Genomic DNA, 16765 nt, shown 5'->3' with positions numbered 1-16765 from the left:
TTGCCGCGGCGTTCGGGATGGCAACGACGGTTTGAATCCTGAATCCGGCCGCTCCGGCGGCAACCATCCCGCTCACGGAGGTTCTGAGATGAAGAAGCGAATCACCATCCTGACCAGCCTGGCGCTGGTGGCCCTCCTGGCAACCACGGCCCTGGCTCAGCGACCGGGGCGGACGCCGCGCGCCGACTGCGGCGCCAGCGGCTACGGCCACGGTCCGCGCAGCGAACGGCTCCTCAGCCGGCTCGACCTGACCGAGGAGCAGGAGACCGCCATCGCGGCCCTGCACGAACAGGCCCGCACGCAGGGGCTGGAACTGCGCAAGCAGCTGGCGCGGTTGCGGAACGAACGCCAGGGCGAGATGCTGAAGGATCAGCCCTCGGAGAAGGACCTGATCCGGATCACCGAACAGATGGGACAGACCCAGACCGAGTTGAAGGTCATCCAGGTCAAGACCAGGCTCGCCGTGCGCGCCCTGCTCACCGAGGAGCAGCGAGACCAGATGATGCTCATGCGGGCGAAGCACCGTGGTGATCGCGCGGACGCCAGGGGACGGTATGGTCGTCACGGCAGTTGCGGCCAGGACCGGCACCACCGCTGGGCGCCCGTGGCCGACGACGAGGATTAGGGCGAACAGCAGGACGGATCGCGACCGTGTGCCACCACGACGACGACATCCTGATGCAGCGCACGGCAGCGGGCGACGAGGTGGCCTTCCAGCAACTCGTCGCCCGCTGGGAACAGCCGGTCTTCGCCTTCCTGTTGCACATGCTCGGCTCGGTGGAGGAGGCGGAGGATCAGGCGCAGGACGTGTTCCTGAAGGTCTACGACCAGGCGCGCCGCTACCGTCCCGATGGCAAGTTCCGCAGCTGGCTGCTCCGCATCGCCGGCAACCGGGCGCGCAGCGTGCTCCGGCGGCGCAAGATTCTCCGCTGGGTCAATTTCGACCTCACCAGCCACGATCAATCAGCTCCGGGAGACGACCCCATGCAGAGCCTGGCCAGACAGGAGACCATCCAGCAGGTCCGAGCGGCCGTGGCCACCCTGCCCGAGCGCCAGCGCGCCGCGGTGGTGCTCAAGCGGTTCCAGGGGCTGAGCTACAAGGAGATTGCCGAAGTGCTGGACACCACGGTCCCGGCGGTGGAATCCTTGTTGATGCGGGCGGCCGACACCTTGCGGCAGCGGCTGGCCCCGGTAGAGGAGGACGTGTCATGACGCACATCACCCGCCAGATCCAGGCCTATCTCGACGGCGAGCTTTCGCCCTCGCTCGAGCCGGCGTTCCTGGCGCATGTCGAGCACTGCGCGGCCTGCCGGCGCGAGCTGGCAGCGGCTCGCCGGCTCTGGCAGCAGGTCGACCAGGCCGCGTCGCCCGCGGTCCGGGGCACGGTCTGGCCCCACGTGGCGGCACGCCTTGAGCACCGCCGCCAGCGGGTGTCCTGGACCTGGCCGCAGCGCGGGCTCGCCGCCGCGGCCCTCGCCGCCGGCGTGGTGTTGGGACTGCAATTCGGAGACCCCGCCGACCTCGCCGTGGACAGCGGTCCGACCGCCATGTCCAGCGAGGATTATCTGGCGGCGAGCCTGCCCACCCTGGACCAGGTCTGGCTGCAGCTGAGCGACCTTGACGAGGACGAGGAATCATGAAACGAGGCTGGCTGATCGTGTTGCTGCTGTCCCTGGGCCTGAATCTCGGGCTCGGCGTGAGCCTGTGGCGCCAGGGGAACGGGTCGCCGCCCCGCCCCGAAGGTCAGGGCGAGGAGTTGCCTCCCGGGGAGCCCGACTCCGGTTTCCTGCCCGACCGCGACCAGGTCCGGTCGTTCATGGAACGGCGCCTCGACCGCATGAGCCAGGACCTCGGACTCACTGACGACCAGCGATCCGCCCTCATGGCGATCCATCTCGAGATCGGCGACGAGGTGTTCGCGCGCCGTCGCGACCTCCTGGATCGCCGTGAGGAGTTGCAGGCGTTGCACGCCGCGGACGAGCCCGACCTCGCGGCAGTCCACGCGGCCGCGCGCGCCCTCGGTGAGATCCAGGCCGAGCTGGACTCGCTGGTGGTGGAGGCCATGTTCCGCGAACGCGCGGTCCTGACGCCCGAGCAACGCGAGCACTACCGGAGCTACTTCCCCATGGGTCGGGAGCGCGGCCGCATGTCGCGGCATCGGGACGGCGGCGGGCATCATCCACGGCGTGGTCAGCGCGAGAAGCCTTGAGAGGGCGTTTTTCTTGACATCGCGTCGGCAAATCTCTTATGTATTCCGTGTGTTAGCGGGATCGGGTTCATTGCGCCCCTCGACCTCGGTCCTGGCATTTTTAACGAGCGGATCCCCACCCAGCCCTGGATCATTCCGTCTCTCATCCCCAGCACCGGAGTGATCCCGAGGGGGAGTCTCAGATGACCAAGCATCGCGCCACCCTGCTAGCGATCCTGGCGGCCCTGTCGTGCTTCGCCATTCTCGGCGGTTGCCGTTCGGCCCACACCACCAGCGCCATCCTCTACATCGAGCAGGAGCAGTACCAGAAGGCCGTCGACGTCATCGACGAGGGCCTGACGTACAATCCCAACGATCCCGAGGGCTACTACTATCAGGGTGAGGCGTACAGTCGCATGGCGCAGCAGGCCATCGACGAGAACGACTACCTGTTGGCCAAGGCGAGCTTCGAGGAAGCCTACCGGAAGTACACCACCGCCCGGGACATGGACCCCGAGTACTGGTCGGAGGATGTGGCCGAGGCGCTCAAGATCAACTACCAGAACCAGCTCAGCGTCGGCCGCAGCATGTGGCGGGACCAGAACTACGAGCAGGCCGAGGGCTATTTCCGCCTGGCCTACGCTGCGCTGCCCGACTCGCTGGCGGCGATCCAGGACATCGCCAAGATGAAGATCCAGCAGGCCGAGGGCGTCTCGGACAAGCCCGATTCCGCGTCGGCGCTGCGCGAGGAAGCCCTAACCCTGCTCGATCAGGTCCTCACCGAGCGGCCGGAAGCCTACCAGCTCCTGAGCGACAAGGGCTACGTGCTGACCCAGCTCAACCGGACCGACGAGGCCCAGGCCATCTACGACCAGCTACTGCGCGAGCACGGTGACGACCCCATCCTGCTGCTCGACGTGGTCGGGCTCTACAGCAAGCAGGAGCGTTACGAGGAGGCCGGCGAGCTGTTCATGCAGGTGGCCGACATCTACCTCAACGACACCGATCCCGAGAACGACCAGGAGCTGGAGGGGCTCTACCGCGAGGCGGGCTTCAACTTCCAGAGCGCCAAGGACTATCCGCGGGCGCTGGAGGCCCTGAGCCTGGCCAGCGAGCAGAACGTGGAGAATACACAGATCTTGAAGCAGCGCCTGCAGCTGCACCTGCAGTACGGTCAGGAGTTGATCACGCAGGCGGCCGAGGCCGCTCAGACCGACATGCGGCGTGCCGAGGAGCTGGAGGTGCATTATCGCGAGGTCCTGCAGCAGGGCGTCAACGTGGGCAATGCCCTGGTGCTGATGGCGCCGGACGATCCCGACGCCTTCTACTACCTGGCAACCTGCCAGGCGGCGCTGGGCGATCTCGATGCGTCGCAGCAGAACATGAAGACCTATCAGGAACTTTCGGGGAGCCAATAGAGTATTGCGAGCCAGCCGGAGCGGCCGCGCGATCGCTCCGGCTGGTACGCCCCTTGCATAATCCGGCCGGTACGGTTTATCTGGGTACGACACCCGCACCGGCGACATCGACCGAATCACCCCGCGGTCGCTGGACTCGCGCAGAACCCATACAAGGCTTTTCCACCCAACTTCACTCAATAGCCTGGGCACGGAACTCCGCTTCGGTCCGCCATGGACCGCGTTCCCTGCCGAGCCCTGCCGCGAACGACGCGGTCCCCGAGGAGCAGCGATGGATATCAAGGAACTGCAGGAGATGAACATACGCGAGCTGGTCGACGTGGCTCGCGGCATGAACATCGAGGCCGTCAGCACGCTGCGCAAGAGCGAGCTGATCTTCAAGATCCTCGAAGGCCAGACCGAGAAGAACGGCTTCATCATGGCCGAGGGCGTGCTGCAGGTCCTCGCCGAGGGCTACGGCTTCCTGCGCGCGGCCAAGTACAACTACCTGCCGGGACCGGACGACATCTACCTCTCGCCGTCCCAGATCAAGAAGTTCGACCTGAAGACCGGCGACACCGTCAGCGGTCAGGTCCGGCCGCCCAAGGAGAACGAGCGGTACTTCGCGCTCCTGAAGGTCGAATCGGTCAACTACATGGATCCGGAAGAGGCCAAGAAGGTCACGCTCTTCGACAACCTGACGCCGCTGTATCCCGAGCAGATGATCAACCTCGAGCACAAGGCGACCAACCTGACCACGCGGCTGATCAACCTCATGGCGCCCATCGGCAAGGGGCAGCGCGGCCTGATCGTGTCGCCGCCGCGCGCGGGCAAGACCATGATCCTGCAGAAGATCGCCAACGCCATCAGCGCCAACCATCCCGAGGTCCACCTCATCGTGCTGTTGATCGACGAGCGCCCCGAGGAAGTCACCGACATGGCGCGGTCGGTGGACGGCGAGGTCATCAGCTCCACCTTCGACGAACCAGCCGAGCGCCACGTCCAGGTGGCCAACATGGTGCTCGCCAAGAGCCGGCGCCTGGTGGAGAGCGGCAAGGACGTGGTGATCCTGCTCGATTCGATCACCCGTCTGGCGCGCGCCCACAACGCGGTGGTGCCCCATTCGGGCAAGATCCTCTCCGGCGGCGTGGACTCCAACGCGCTGCAGAAGCCCAAGCGGTTCTTCGGCGCGGCGCGCAACATCGAGGACGGAGGCTCGCTCACCATCATCGCCACGGCACTCATCGAGACCGGCAGCCGCATGGACGAGGTCATCTTCGAGGAGTTCAAGGGCACGGGCAACATGGAGCTGGTCCTCGACCGCAAGATCGCCGACCGCCGCATCTACCCCGCCGTGGACATCTTCAAGAGCGGCACGCGCAAGGAGGACCTGCTGCTGGACGCCAAGGATCTCAACAAGATCTGGGTCCTGCGCAAGTATCTGAGCGATTACTCGCCTATCGAGGCCATGGAGTTCCTGATCGACAAGCTCGGCAAGACCAAGGACAACAAGCAGTTCCTGGCCGCCATGAACGCCTGAGCCCGACGCCTGGGGGCCGGGATCGATTTTCCCCCTTGCCCTCAGGCCCGCAGTATATTTGTTTGTGGCTCCCCTGGCTCAGTGTCAGCAACAAGGATATGGGACGATGCAGAAGAAGATTCACCCCAATTACGTCGATTGCGAGATCACCTGCCTGTGCGGCAACGTGATCAAGACGAAGTCCACCAAGCCCAAGCTGAACGTCGAGATCTGCTCGAACTGCCATCCGTTCTACACGGGTCAGCAGAAGATCATCGACACCGCCGGTCGCGTGGAGCGTTTCCGCAAGCGTTTCGAAGGGGTCAAGTACGGCGGCAAGAAGTAGGTTCCCCGGTCCGCTCGCGGACCCGCTGACCACTCCTGTAGCGTCGCCTGAGAATTCCACGAGGGCGCCGGGCTGCCGAGCCGGTGCCCTCGTCTCTTTGCCAACCAGCGGCGGCCCCTGGCCGCCCGCGGTCCGGAGAACCTCATGAGCGAACCGACTCCCCAGGATAGCACCACCAGCGCCCGGCCCTCGCCGGGCATCGAGGAAGCGCGCCAGCTGGATCTGGCCGTGGGCGGCCAGGCGGTGATCGAGGGTGTGATGATGCGCAGCCCCACGGCCATCGCCACGGCGGTGCGCAACCCCGAGGGCCGCATCGTCATCCGGAAGAAGCCGTTCAACGGCGTCATCAATCGCAACAAGTGGCTGAACATCCCGGTGCTGCGCGGTGGGATCCACCTCATCGAGACCATGGGGCTGGGCATCGATGCGTTGATGTTCTCGGCCGACCAGGCGGTCTCCGAGGACCGGGTCGACAACCAGAAGACCTCGCTGAAGGACACGGTCTGGATGTGGGGCACCATCGTGGTGGCCTTCGCCCTGAGCCTGGGCCTGTTCTTCTACCTGCCGCTCCTGGTCACCGAGTGGCTGGGTGTCGAGGGTAACTTCCTGTTCAACCTCGTCGACGGCGTCATCCGCGTGATCCTCTTCGTGCTCTACCTCTGGGCCATCAGCCTCATGAAGGACATGGCCAGGGTCTTCGAGTATCACGGCGCCGAGCACATGTCGATCCACGCCTTCGAGAACGGACGCACCCTCGATCCCGAGGGCACCCGCGGCTTCACCACGCTGCATCCGCGCTGCGGCACCAGCTTCCTGTTCTTCGTGATGATCATCTCGATCCTGGTCTTCGTCTTCCTGGGCAAGCCCGAGACCGTGGGCGAACGTCTGATCCGGCTGGCCTTCGTGCCGCTGATCGGCGGCCTGGCCTACGAGGCCATCAAGCTCTCGGGCAAGTACTGCAACGCCTGGTGGCTGAAGCCGGCGATCCAGCCGGGGCTGTGGCTGCAGAAGATCACCACCAGTCCGCCCGCCGACGACCAGATCGAGGTGGCCATGGCGGCGCTCAAGGCGGTGCTCACTCCCGAAGCCGAGGGCTTCAAGACCCGGGTCTACTACGAGCTGGCCGATGCCGAGCAGTCGGCGGCGATGCCGGCGACCGCGGTGTCCGGTGACGCTGGAGGCCAGTCGTGAAGGGGAACGTCCAGTCGTTGCGGGAACGCTACCAGGAGCTGACCGACCAGCTCTCGGACGGCGAGGTCCTCAAGGACCAGCAGCGCTACCGCGACCTGGCGCGCGAGCACCGGCATGTCCAGAAGCAGCTCGCGGCGGGCGAGCGCTGGCTCGACCTGCAGGAGCAGGTCGAGGGCAGCCGCGAGATCCTGCGCTCCGAGAAGGACCAGGACATGGTGGAGATGGCGCGCGAGGAGCTGGCCGATCTCGAACCGCGCCTCGAGGTCGCGGCCCAGGAGTTCGAAACCGCGCTGTTGCCCCACGACCCCAATGATGACCGCGACGCCATCCTCGAGATCCGCGCCGGCACCGGTGGCGACGAAGCGGCGCTCTTCGCCGAGGAGCTCGGCCGCATGTACCTGCGCTACGCCGAGAGCCAGGGCTGGAAGACCGAGCTCATCGACGCCACCGAGGGCACCGTCGGCGGGTTCAAGGAAGTGATCTACGCGGTCCGTGGCGACGGCGCCTTCGGCATGCTGCGCTGGGAGAGCGGGGTGCACCGCGTCCAGCGCGTGCCCGCCACCGAGAGCCAGGGGCGGATCCACACCTCGGCGGCGTCGGTGGCGGTGCTGCCCGAGGCCGAAGAGGTCGACGTGGACATCAATGAGGGCGAGCTGCGCATCGACGTCTACCGCGCCAGCGGTCCCGGCGGCCAGTCGGTGAACACCACCGATTCGGCGGTGCGCATCACCCACCTGCCCACGGGGCTGGTGGTCCAGTGCCAGGACGAGAAGTCGCAGCACAAGAACAAGGCCAAGGCCCTGCAGGTGCTGCGGTCGCGGCTGCTCGAACGCGCCATCGCCGAGCAGGAGGCCAAGATCGCCGCCGAGCGCAAGAGCCAGGTGGGCACCGGCGACCGTTCGGCCAAGATCCGCACCTACAACTTTCCCCAGAGCCGCGTCACCGACCATCGCATCGGGTTGACCGTGCACAACCTCGATGCCATCATGCAGGGCGAACTCGAAGACGTGGTGGCCGCCATCCACGAGTACCGTCGGAACGAGGCCCTGGCCGCCAGCCGCGGCAAGTAGTCCGACCCCCCCCTGCGACCCCGGCGGAGGCCGAGTGAAGACCGTCCGCGAACTCATCGCGCTCTCCGGCGAGTACCTGGCCGAGAAGGGTGTGGACTCGGCGCGCCTGAACGCCGAGCGCCTGCTCAGCGACGTCCTGGGCCTCGCCCGCATCGAGCTGTACCTGCAGGCCGACCGCCCGGTCGCCGGCGAGGAGCTCGCGCGGTACCGCGCCCTGGTGCGTCGCCGCGCCGCGGGCGAGCCGCTCCAGACCATCATCGGCACCACGGGCTTCTACTCGCGCGAGTTCAAGGTGGACGGGGGCGTCTTCATCCCCAGGCCCGAGACCGAGCGGCTGGTGGAGACCGCGTGCGGGCTGCTGGCGCCGGCGGGACAGCGGCTCATCGCGCCCAAGGTGGTGGAGGTGGGTTGCGGCAGCGGCGTGATCGCGGTGAGCCTGGCGGCCGAGGTGCCCGCGGCCGAGGTCTGGACCACCGACCGCAGCCCCCGGGCCGTGGCCCTGGCGCGGCAGAACGCGCACCGCCACGGGGTGGAGGCGCGGGTGCACGTCCTCGAGGGCGATCTCCTGCACCCGGTGCCTGGACATCTCCGCGGCCACGTCGACCTGTTGATCAGCAATCCCCCGTACATCCGCCGCGGCGAGCTGGACGGACTCTCGCGCGAGGTGCAGCACGATCCGGTCGAGGCTCTCGACGGCGGCGAGGACGGCCTCGACGTCTACCGGGCGCTGGTGGCCGCGGCGGTGCGCTGGCTGGCCCCCGGCGGCTGGCTGGCGCTGGAGATCGGCGCCGACCAGGGCGAGACGGTGCCCGCGCTGCTCACCGCGGCCGGACTCGTGGCGGTGACCATGACCCACGACTACGCCGACCTGCCCCGCGTGGTGACGGGTCGTCGCGAGGAAGCCGAGACCTGATGGACTATTTCGAGATCGACGGCCCGACCACTCTGCACGGCGACGTCCGCATCGCCGGCGCCAAGAACGCGTCGCTGCCCCTGATGGCGGCCTCGCTGCTGAGCGCGGGCGAATCGGTGCTCACCAACGTGCCCGACCTGCGCGACACGCGGTTCTTCCTCGAACTGCTGCGCGAGCTGGGCCTGCGCGGCGACCTCGACCGGGGCACTCTCCGCCTCGACAACACCGGCGGGCCCACCGCGACCACCGCGCCCTACGACATCGTCCGCAAGATGCGCGCGAGCATCTACGTCCTGGGTCCGCTGCTCGCCGCCCACGGCGAGGCGCGGGTCTCCAAGCCCGGCGGCTGCGCCTGGGGGCCGCGGCCGGTGGATCTGCACATGGCGGGCATGGCGGCGCTGGGGGCCACGGTGGACGAGGAGCACGGCTACATCGTCGCGCGCTGTCCGGGCCGTCTGCCCGGCGGCCGCTTCCGCTTCGAACCGGTCTCCGTGGGCGCCACCTGCAACGTGCTCATGGCCGCGGTGCTGGCCAGCGGCGAGTCGGTGCTCGAGAACTGCGCCCGCGAGCCCGAGGTGGTCCAGCTGGGCGAGGCGCTGGTCACCGCCGGCGCCCGCATCGAGGGCCTGGGCACACGCACGCTGCAGGTGCAGGGCGTCGCGGAGCTGTCACCGCTCTCGGCCGTCGTGATCCCCGACCGCATCGAGGCGGGCACGTTCCTGGCCGCCGTGGCGGTGGCCGGCGGCCGTGTGCGGCTGGTGGGCTGCCGCAGCGACCACCTCGCGCCCATCATCGGCGTCCTGCGCGATCTGGGCTGCACGATCGGCGAGGAGGGCGACCTGCTCGTGGTCGAGCGCACCGGACCGTTGCAGCCGGTGAAGGTGGAGACCCAGCCGTTCCCCGGCTTCCCCACCGACATGCAGGCCCAGGTCATGGCCGCCGCGGCGCTGGCCGACGGGGTCAGCTTCATCACCGACACCATCTATCCCGACCGCTTCACGCACGCCGCCGAACTCGAGCGCCTCGGGGCGCGCATCGAGGTCAAGAACGGCACCGCCACGGTGCTGGGCGTGCCGGCATTGCAGGGCGCGCCGGTCATGGCCACCGACCTGCGGGCGTCGGCCGCGCTGGTGCTGGCCGGCCTCGCCGCCGAGGGGCGGACCGTGGTGCGCCGGGTCTACCACATCGACCGCGGCTACGAACGGATCGAGGAACGGCTGGCGGCGCTGGGCGCGCGGATCACCCGCCGGCAGGAATAGCACCGCCGGACAGCCGATCGGCGGTCCGCCGTCACTGGAAAGGAAGGGGCTCGTACATGCCGAACTCGCGCTTCGCCCAGGGTGTCGTCTTCATCGTCCTCGTCGTGCTCTGCGTGACCCACGTGGGGATGGGCCTGATCTACCTCGACTGGTTCCGGCCGCTGCTCGCCGGTTCGCTCGGGCTGGCGCTGGCCGTGGCCCTGTTCCTGGCCGTCCGGCGCCCGCTGTTCGCGGCGCCGCTGCCGAGTGGCGCCGCGGCCTCCCTGGGACACGGCCGCGACCTGCTGCTGCTGCTGAGCATCGCCCTGATCTTCCGCTTCGCGCCCAATCCCAACATCGCCGGCGGCAACGACGACGGCACCTACTCGAACATGGCCGCCCACCTGACGCGGTCGACCTCGGTGATCCATCGCGACCAGACCATGACCCGGTATCCGGCCGACGCGCGGACATTCTACGGTGAGGTGCAGGTGACGCCGGGGCTCCGGCCGGCGGGCTCGGTGGCGCCCGAGATGGAGGGCCGGCGCGAGGGCAATTATCTGCCGGGGATCTACATCGCCGACGTCGAGTCCATGACCTACGTGTTCCAGTTCCCCCAGGCGCATCCCATGTGGATGGCCATCGCGGGCGCGCTGCTGGGGCTCGAGCGCATGGGCTATGCGGTCATCGGCTTCGCGTTGCTCACCGTGGTGGCGTTCTACCTCATCCTGTACGGCCTGACGGGCTCGCGGGTCTGGTCGTTCACCGGAGCGCTCTTCCTCGCCGTCAACCCGCTGCATGCGTTCTTCGCCAAGAACTCGCTGTCCGAGCTGATCGCGCTCAGCTTCACGGTCATGGCGCTCCTGATGCTGGTGTGGGGCTGGCGAATGGCCACGACGACGCGCCAGCGCGCGGTCTACGCGGCCCTCGCCGTGGGCGCCTATTCGGCGCACTGCCTGACGAGGATCGACGGCTTCTTCCTGCTGCCGTTCGCCGCCGCCGCGGTGGTCTACTTGACGAGCCTCAGCGAGGACCGTGGCCTGCGCCGCCTGCTGGTGGGGACCTTCGCCGGCGCGGTCGCGGTCTACGCCGTGAGCGTCTGGCACCTCCAGGCCACCACCTTCCCCTACGCCTACGAGCAGTTCGAGAAGATCTTCCGACCGCTGCTCGGGGCGAACTGGCTCGGCGTGCTGCCGCTGCTGGCGGGCGGGTTGCTGGCGGTCTGCGCCGCGGTCATGATCGGTGTCATGGTCGAGGGGCCCTTCAGGCGCTGGTTCATCCGCGTGCGGCCGTTCCTCGCCGCGGCGGTGGCGCTGTTGCTCTCGGTGTCCTTCCTCTACCACGTCTGGAAGGTCTGGCGCCTGGCCGGCGGCGAGGTGGACGACCAGATCGGCTACGTGGAACGCTTCGGCCTGGCGGGCCTCGGCTGGAAGAGCGTCGACTACTCGAGCCTGCTGACCCTGGCGATCTACCTCTCGCCGCCGGTCTTCCTGCTGCTCGGGTGGCAGGTCGGCCGCCTGCGCGACCGCGACCACGTGCGCACGCTGCTCCTGCTGCTGCTGGCGGGTTACTTCGTCTACTCGGCCGTCTTCCAGTGGGTGCTGCCGTTCCAGTACTACTACGGGCGCTACCTGCTGACCGGCACCCTGCCCTTCGCCATGCTCCTCGTCTTCCATGGGCTGGCGCAGCGGCCGGGCCGGCAGCCGCTGGTCTGGGTGCTGCTGGTCTGCGGACTCGTGTGGTCCGTGCTGGCCACGTCGGTCCAGTACCGCTTCGAACACTACGACGACCTGGTCGAGGGCCTGAAGGAGACCGTCAAGGACGTCGACCGCGACGACCTGATCCTCTGGGACCACGCCACCTGCGATCACCTGCTCTACCAGCAGCCCTTGATCTACACCTTCGACCGCAACGTCTGGACCTTCGCCGGCCGCGACGAGCTGGGCAAGCTGCTCGCCCGCGATCAGCTGCAGGACGACTACGCCGACGTCTTCGTGATCTCGCGCCTGAACTACTTCCCCGACCGCCTGCGCCTGGTGGACGACGTCGCGTTCCGCTGGGCGCGCCCGGAACATCTGCCGCTCCTGCCGCGGAGCGAGCGGGTCCACCGCCTGGCCTTCAGCAAGTTCCGGCTCGACAAGGCCCGGGCCGCCGGCGGGGAGATGGTCTACTTCCAGCGCGGCAAGGGCAGCGTCTACCGCGCCGACGGCTTCCACACTGGCATGGGCTGGACCAAGGACCGGGTCGAGCTGGAGTTCGACGTCGCCGAGACCGCGCACACCGGGATGCGCATCGAGCTGTACGGATCGCGGCCGGGGCTGATGGAGGAAGTGATGCCCGCGGCCGTGTTCGAGCTCAACGGCCGGCGCCTGGCCATGACGGCCGAGAGCCGGCGGTTGCTGACGGGGGCCGTTCCCGCCGGCCTCTTGCGGCCGTCGGGCAACGTCCTGATCATCGAGGTACCCACCTTCGTGCCGGCGGAGCGGAATCCGGACAGCCGTGACCGCCGCGCGCTGGGCCTGGACATCGATCGCATCGTCTTCGAGTAGCCGGAGGAGCCCGCATGCCCGATCCTCGCCACTACATCCTCGGCGCCGCCGGCCACGTCGACCACGGCAAGACCGCGCTCATCACCGCGCTCACCGGCACCCACACCGACCGCTTGAAGGAAGAGCAGGAGCGCGGCATCAGCATCGAGCTGGGCTTCGCCGAGCTCGATCTGGGCGACGGCCTCACCCTGGGCGTGGTCGACATGCCGGGGCACGAGAAGTTCGTCAAGCAGATGGTGGCCGGCGCGGGCGGCGTGGACCTGGCCTTCCTGCTGGTGGCCGCCGACGAGGGTGTGATGCCGCAGACCGTGGAGCACCTCGAGATCCTCGACACCCTCGGCGTTCGCGGCGGCGTGGTGGTCATGGCCAAGATCGACATGGTGGAAGAGGAGATGCTCGAGCTGGCCACCGAGGAGGCGCGCGAGCTGGTCCAGGGCACGTTCCTCGAGGGGCGGCCCATCGTGCCGGTCTCGGCGCACGAGGGACTCGGCCTCGACGACCTGCGCGCCGCGCTGCGCGCCGAGGCCGACCTGCTGCCGATCCGCGGCGCCGGCGATCCGTTCCGCCTGCCCATCGATCGCATCTTCACCATGCCCGGCGCGGGCGCCGTGGTGACCGGCACTTGCTGGAGCGGCCAGGCCTCGGTGGGCGACCAGCTCGCCATCGAGCCCTCGGGCGGAAAAGTGCGCGTGCGCGAGGTCCAGGCCCACGGGCGCAAGGTCCTGACCGGCGGCAGCGGCCAGCGGCTGGCCCTGGCGCTGCACGGGGTCAAGAAGGAGGACCTCGAACGCGGCTACCAGGTCCTGGCCCCCGGTTCGGCGGCGGTCACCCGCCTGCTGGACCTGCGGGTCGACCTCTTCCCCCACTACCAGGGCGTCCTGAAGAACCGCCAGCGGCTGCACGTCCACCACGCCGGCCGCGAGGTGCTGGGCCGCCTCGTGCTGCTCGACCAGGAGGAACTGGGCGGCGACGGTCCGCGCAGCGGTCTCTGCCAGCTGCACCTCGAGGAACCGCTGGTCCCGCGGCGCGGCGACCGCCTGGTGCTGCGCTTCTACTCGCCGGTCACCAGCATCGCCGGCGGCACGGTCCTCGATCCGGCGCCGTTGCGTCACAAGCGCTTCCAGGACGAGGTGGTCGAGCGGCTGCAGGTCATGGAGGAGGGCGATCCCGCCGAGCTGCTGCTCCAGAACCTGCGCACCGCCGGCCTGGCGGGTCTGCCGCTGACCGAGGCGCTCGGCCTGCAGGACGATCCCGCGGTCTTCGCGGTGGGCAAGCGGATCTACCTGCGCGAGCTGGTCCTCGCCGAGGCCGGCGCGGTGGGCGCGCTGGTCCAGGCCTACGCCGACCGCTTCCCGCTGCGGCTGGGCATGCCGCGCGAGGAGATCCGGCGCCGGCGCAAGTTCAAGGGCACCGTTCCCGAGTGGAATGCGCTGCTGCAGGCCATGGCTCCGCTGGCCGGCTGGTGCGTGGTGGCCGACCGCCTGGCGATCACCCCCGAGGGGCCGCCGCTGGCCTCGGACCTGGCCGCCGGGGTGGCCGCGCGCGAGGATGCGCTGCGTGCCTGCGGGCTGGCCTGGCCCGGCCTGACCGCCTTCGCCGAGCAGGTGGCTGCAGCACCGGCGCCGCCGGCGGGCCAGGGCGAGGAAGAGTACCTGCGCTACCTGGTCGACCACGGCCGGGCGGTCCAGATCTCCTCCGACTACCTTGTCCACGCCGCGGCGCGCGCCGACCTGGTCGCGCGGCTGCGGGCGTACTTCGCCGGCGAGGACGAGCTGACCTTCGCCGGGTTCCGCGAACTCAGCGGCATGTCGCGCAAGCTGGGGATTCCCCTGCTGGAGCACCTGGACCAGACGGGCCTGACGGTACGCGCGGGCGACGTGCGCCGCGCCGGGCCCGCCCTCGAGGAGACGACCGACCCCTCATGAGCGATTTCACCCCCAAGGACACCGGCCGGAGCCGGCCCACCTGCGCGCCGCGCCGCGCGACCCGCCCCGTGATGGTGGGCCCGGTGCAGATCGGCGGCGGCGCCCCGGTGGCGGTGCAGAGCATGACCTGCACCCGCACCGGCGACGCCGAGGCCACGCTGCAGCAGATCCGCGAACTCGCGTCGGCCGGGGCCGACCTGGTCCGCGTGACCGTGAACGACGAGGCCGCCGCCGCCGCGCTGCCCACCATCGTGCGCGAGGCCAACCTGCCGCTGGTGGCCGACATCCACTACGACCACAAGATGGCGCTGGCCGCCCTGGCGGCCGGGATCGCCAAGCTACGCATCAATCCCGGCAACATCGGCAGCCGCGACAAGGTGCGCGAGGTGGCGCTGGCGGCCAAGGACCGCGGCGTGCCCATCCGCGTCGGCGTCAACCGCGGCAGCCTGCACAAGCGCTACCGCGACCTGCGGATGATCGACCCCGCCGGCGCGCTGGTCCAGAGCGCGCTGGACGAGCTCGAGGTCCTGGCCGCCGTGGGCTTCACCGACGTGGTGGTCAGCCTCAAGAGCAGCGAGCCCCACGAGGTCATCGAGGCCTGCCGCCGCTTCAGCCAGGTCAGCGACGTGCCGCAACACCTGGGCGTGACCGAGGCCGGCACCCTGCACGCGGGCACCGCGCGCAGCACCGCCACCCTCGGCGTGCTGCTGAGCGAGGGCATCGGCGACACCCTGCGCATCTCGCTGGCCGCCGACCCGGTCCACGAGGTCCAGGCCGCCTACCACATGCTCCAGTCGCTGGGATTGCGCGAGGGGTACGCGCGGGTGGTGGCCTGCCCCACCTGCGGCCGCGTCGAGGTGGACGTGATGAGCCTGGCGGCCAAGGTCGAGGAGCTGGCCAAGGATCTGCCCGCTGACAAGGTCATCTCGGTGATGGGCTGCATCGTCAACGGGCCCGGCGAGGCCAAGTCGGCCGACCTGGGCATCGCCGCCGGCAAGAGCAAGGTGGCGATCTACCGGCAGGGCGAGCTGCACCGCAACATCGCCAAGGAGGACCTGGAGGCGGTCCTCATGGAGGAGATCGCGCGCCTGCGCCGATAGTCCTCAGGTTTCCCGCCGTGTGGTCGATCCAGAAGCCAGGAAGAGAACCCTGGACTGGACAACCACGGGGGACAGCCGCCGGCTGTCAGGGGACCGCATGGACGTCATTCTGCCCGATCAGCTACCTGGCTTCCTCGCCGCGAAGGAGCGCTCCCTGGCCACGGCCACGCCCGACGAGCGTGGGCGTGGCGGGCTGGCGCGCTTCTCGCAGCAGCTGCGCGCGCTCAGCTCGCTGAACACGCGTCTGATCTGCATGGACGAGCAGGCGCCGGCGTACCAGGAGATCGTGCGGGGCGTGGGCCGGGTCCTCGATTGCGACATCTGCATGCTGTTCCTCCATACCAACGGATCCAATCATCTGGCCCTCGAGGGACTCGTGGGCGCCGAGATGCCCGAGAGCGAGCGGATCTTCTTCCTCGACGAGCTGAACCGGCCCGCGATCCAGGCCTTCCAGGAGGAATACCTGGTGCATGTGCCCGATCTGGCCGCCACCCCGGGCGTGCGCTTGCTGCTGCCCGAGATCCGCAGCCTGATGGCCCTGCCGATCATCGGCCGCGAGGGGCCGGTGGGGGCGTTCGAGTTCGCCCGCTACCGGGCGGGCGGTTTCGCGGCCGAGGAGATCGACATGGCGAGCATGCTGGTCGACCAGCTCGCCTACCAGCTCGAGAACTACCGCCTCGTGCGCCAGCTGTCCTCGAGCCGCGACGCGGTGATCCACGGGATGGCGCGGCTGGCGGAGTCGCGCGGCGGCGACATCGGCGGCCATCTCGACCGCATCTGCGCCTACAGCCAGCTCCTCGCCCAGCGGATGCATGGCGCGCCGGGCTATCTGGGCATCATCACCGACGAGTGGATCGCCACCCTGACCCGCGCCGCGGCGTTGCACGACATCGGCAAGGTGGGCATCCCCGACAGCATCCTGCTCAAGCCGGGCGTGCTCGACGAGGACGAGTACGAGATCATGCGCACGCATTCGCGTCTGGGCGCCGAGATCCTGCGCGACCTCATGCTGACCCACGGCACGTTCCCCATGCTCGAGATGGGTGTGGAGGTGGCGCTCTATCACCACGAGCGCTGGGACGGCAGCGGCTACCCCGACGGGCTGGTCGGCGATCAGATCCCGCTGTGCGCGCGCATCGTGGCGGTGACCGACGTCTACGACGCGCTGACCAGCCGTCGCGTCTACAAGCAGGCCTGGTCCCAGGACGACACCCTGGCCAGGCTGGCGGGCCTGGCCGGCTCCCAGTTCGATCCCGAGCTGGTGCGGATCTTCCTGCGCGACCCCGACGAGCTGTCGGTGATCCGCAAGCGCTTCCCCGACTAGGCCCG

The 16765-nt window shown here is 69.0% G+C and carries 15 protein-coding genes; all 15 read left to right on the top strand.

Translation table 11 applies throughout. The features are described from left to right. Positions 1–88 precede the first annotated feature (88 nt). The 15 genes from IFSED24_RS11705 to IFSED24_RS11635 all read left to right on the top strand — a co-directional run bounded on the left by IFSED24_RS11705 (position 89) and on the right by IFSED24_RS11635 (position 16760). Complete coding sequence (locus IFSED24_RS11705; RefSeq protein ID WP_491331646.1) at positions 89–625, top strand: Spy/CpxP family protein refolding chaperone; 537 nt, start codon at positions 89–91, stop codon at positions 623–625. A gap of 26 nt (positions 626–651) precedes the next feature. Beyond that, the gene (locus IFSED24_RS11700; RefSeq protein WP_491331645.1) at positions 652–1212 is read left to right on the top strand and encodes an RNA polymerase sigma factor; all 561 of its coding nucleotides are present in this window, start codon (positions 652–654) and stop codon (positions 1210–1212) included. Further along, a complete protein-coding gene (locus IFSED24_RS11695; protein ID WP_491331644.1) occupies positions 1209–1640 on the top strand; it encodes an anti-sigma factor family protein in 432 nt (143 codons plus the stop codon). The genes IFSED24_RS11700 and IFSED24_RS11695 overlap by 4 nt, the downstream gene beginning before the upstream one ends. After that, positions 1637–2209: a Spy/CpxP family protein refolding chaperone gene (locus IFSED24_RS11690; RefSeq protein WP_491331643.1), complete on the top strand. Its 573-nt coding sequence runs from the start codon at positions 1637–1639 to the stop codon at positions 2207–2209. The genes IFSED24_RS11695 and IFSED24_RS11690 overlap by 4 nt, the downstream gene beginning before the upstream one ends. Positions 2210–2391: 182 nt before the next feature. Continuing rightward, entirely contained in the window at positions 2392–3606 is a 1215-nt protein-coding gene (locus IFSED24_RS11685) for a tetratricopeptide repeat protein (RefSeq protein WP_491331642.1), read from the top strand. 271 nt (positions 3607–3877) lie between these two features. Next, positions 3878–5125: a transcription termination factor Rho gene (gene rho / locus IFSED24_RS11680; protein WP_491331641.1), complete on the top strand. Its 1248-nt coding sequence runs from the start codon at positions 3878–3880 to the stop codon at positions 5123–5125. Between the two features lie 106 nt (positions 5126–5231). Continuing rightward, on the top strand, positions 5232–5450 hold the full coding sequence (rpmE, locus tag IFSED24_RS11675; RefSeq protein ID WP_491331640.1) for a 50S ribosomal protein L31: 219 nt from the start codon (positions 5232–5234) through the stop codon (positions 5448–5450). A 144-nt stretch (positions 5451–5594) separates the two neighbouring features. Further along, a complete protein-coding gene (locus tag IFSED24_RS11670) occupies positions 5595–6641 on the top strand; it encodes a DUF1385 domain-containing protein (RefSeq protein WP_491331639.1) in 1047 nt (348 codons plus the stop codon). Continuing rightward, complete coding sequence (gene prfA / locus IFSED24_RS11665; protein ID WP_491331638.1) at positions 6638–7711, top strand: peptide chain release factor 1; 1074 nt, start codon at positions 6638–6640, stop codon at positions 7709–7711. The genes IFSED24_RS11670 and prfA overlap by 4 nt, the downstream gene beginning before the upstream one ends. A gap of 34 nt (positions 7712–7745) precedes the next feature. Beyond that, positions 7746–8624, top strand: a complete 879-nt coding sequence (gene prmC, locus IFSED24_RS11660) for a peptide chain release factor N(5)-glutamine methyltransferase (protein ID WP_491331637.1) — start codon at positions 7746–7748, stop codon at positions 8622–8624. After that, positions 8624–9883, top strand: coding sequence for a UDP-N-acetylglucosamine 1-carboxyvinyltransferase (gene murA, locus IFSED24_RS11655; RefSeq protein ID WP_491331636.1), 1260 nt, complete (start codon positions 8624–8626; stop codon positions 9881–9883). Before prmC ends, murA begins: the two co-directional genes overlap by 1 nt. A 56-nt stretch (positions 9884–9939) precedes the next feature. Beyond that, positions 9940–12411, top strand: coding sequence for a hypothetical protein (locus IFSED24_RS11650; RefSeq protein ID WP_491331635.1), 2472 nt, complete (start codon positions 9940–9942; stop codon positions 12409–12411). Positions 12412–12425: 14 nt separating this feature from the next. Then, positions 12426–14336, top strand: coding sequence for a selenocysteine-specific translation elongation factor (gene selB, locus IFSED24_RS11645; protein ID WP_491331634.1), 1911 nt, complete (start codon positions 12426–12428; stop codon positions 14334–14336). Beyond that, a complete protein-coding gene (gene ispG / locus IFSED24_RS11640) occupies positions 14333–15436 on the top strand; it encodes a flavodoxin-dependent (E)-4-hydroxy-3-methylbut-2-enyl-diphosphate synthase (protein ID WP_491331633.1) in 1104 nt (367 codons plus the stop codon). Before selB ends, ispG begins: the two co-directional genes overlap by 4 nt. A gap of 97 nt (positions 15437–15533) precedes the next feature. Continuing rightward, positions 15534–16760 (top strand): HD-GYP domain-containing protein, encoded by a 1227-nt coding sequence (locus IFSED24_RS11635; protein WP_491331632.1) that lies wholly within the window; start codon positions 15534–15536, stop codon positions 16758–16760. Positions 16761–16765: the final 5 nt, after the last annotated feature.

This window comes from Candidatus Latescibacter sp. IFSED24 (genome assembly GCF_058273205.1).
The sequence above is the reverse complement of the archived record's forward strand: the minus strand, read 5'-3'. Positions and strand labels throughout refer to the sequence as shown.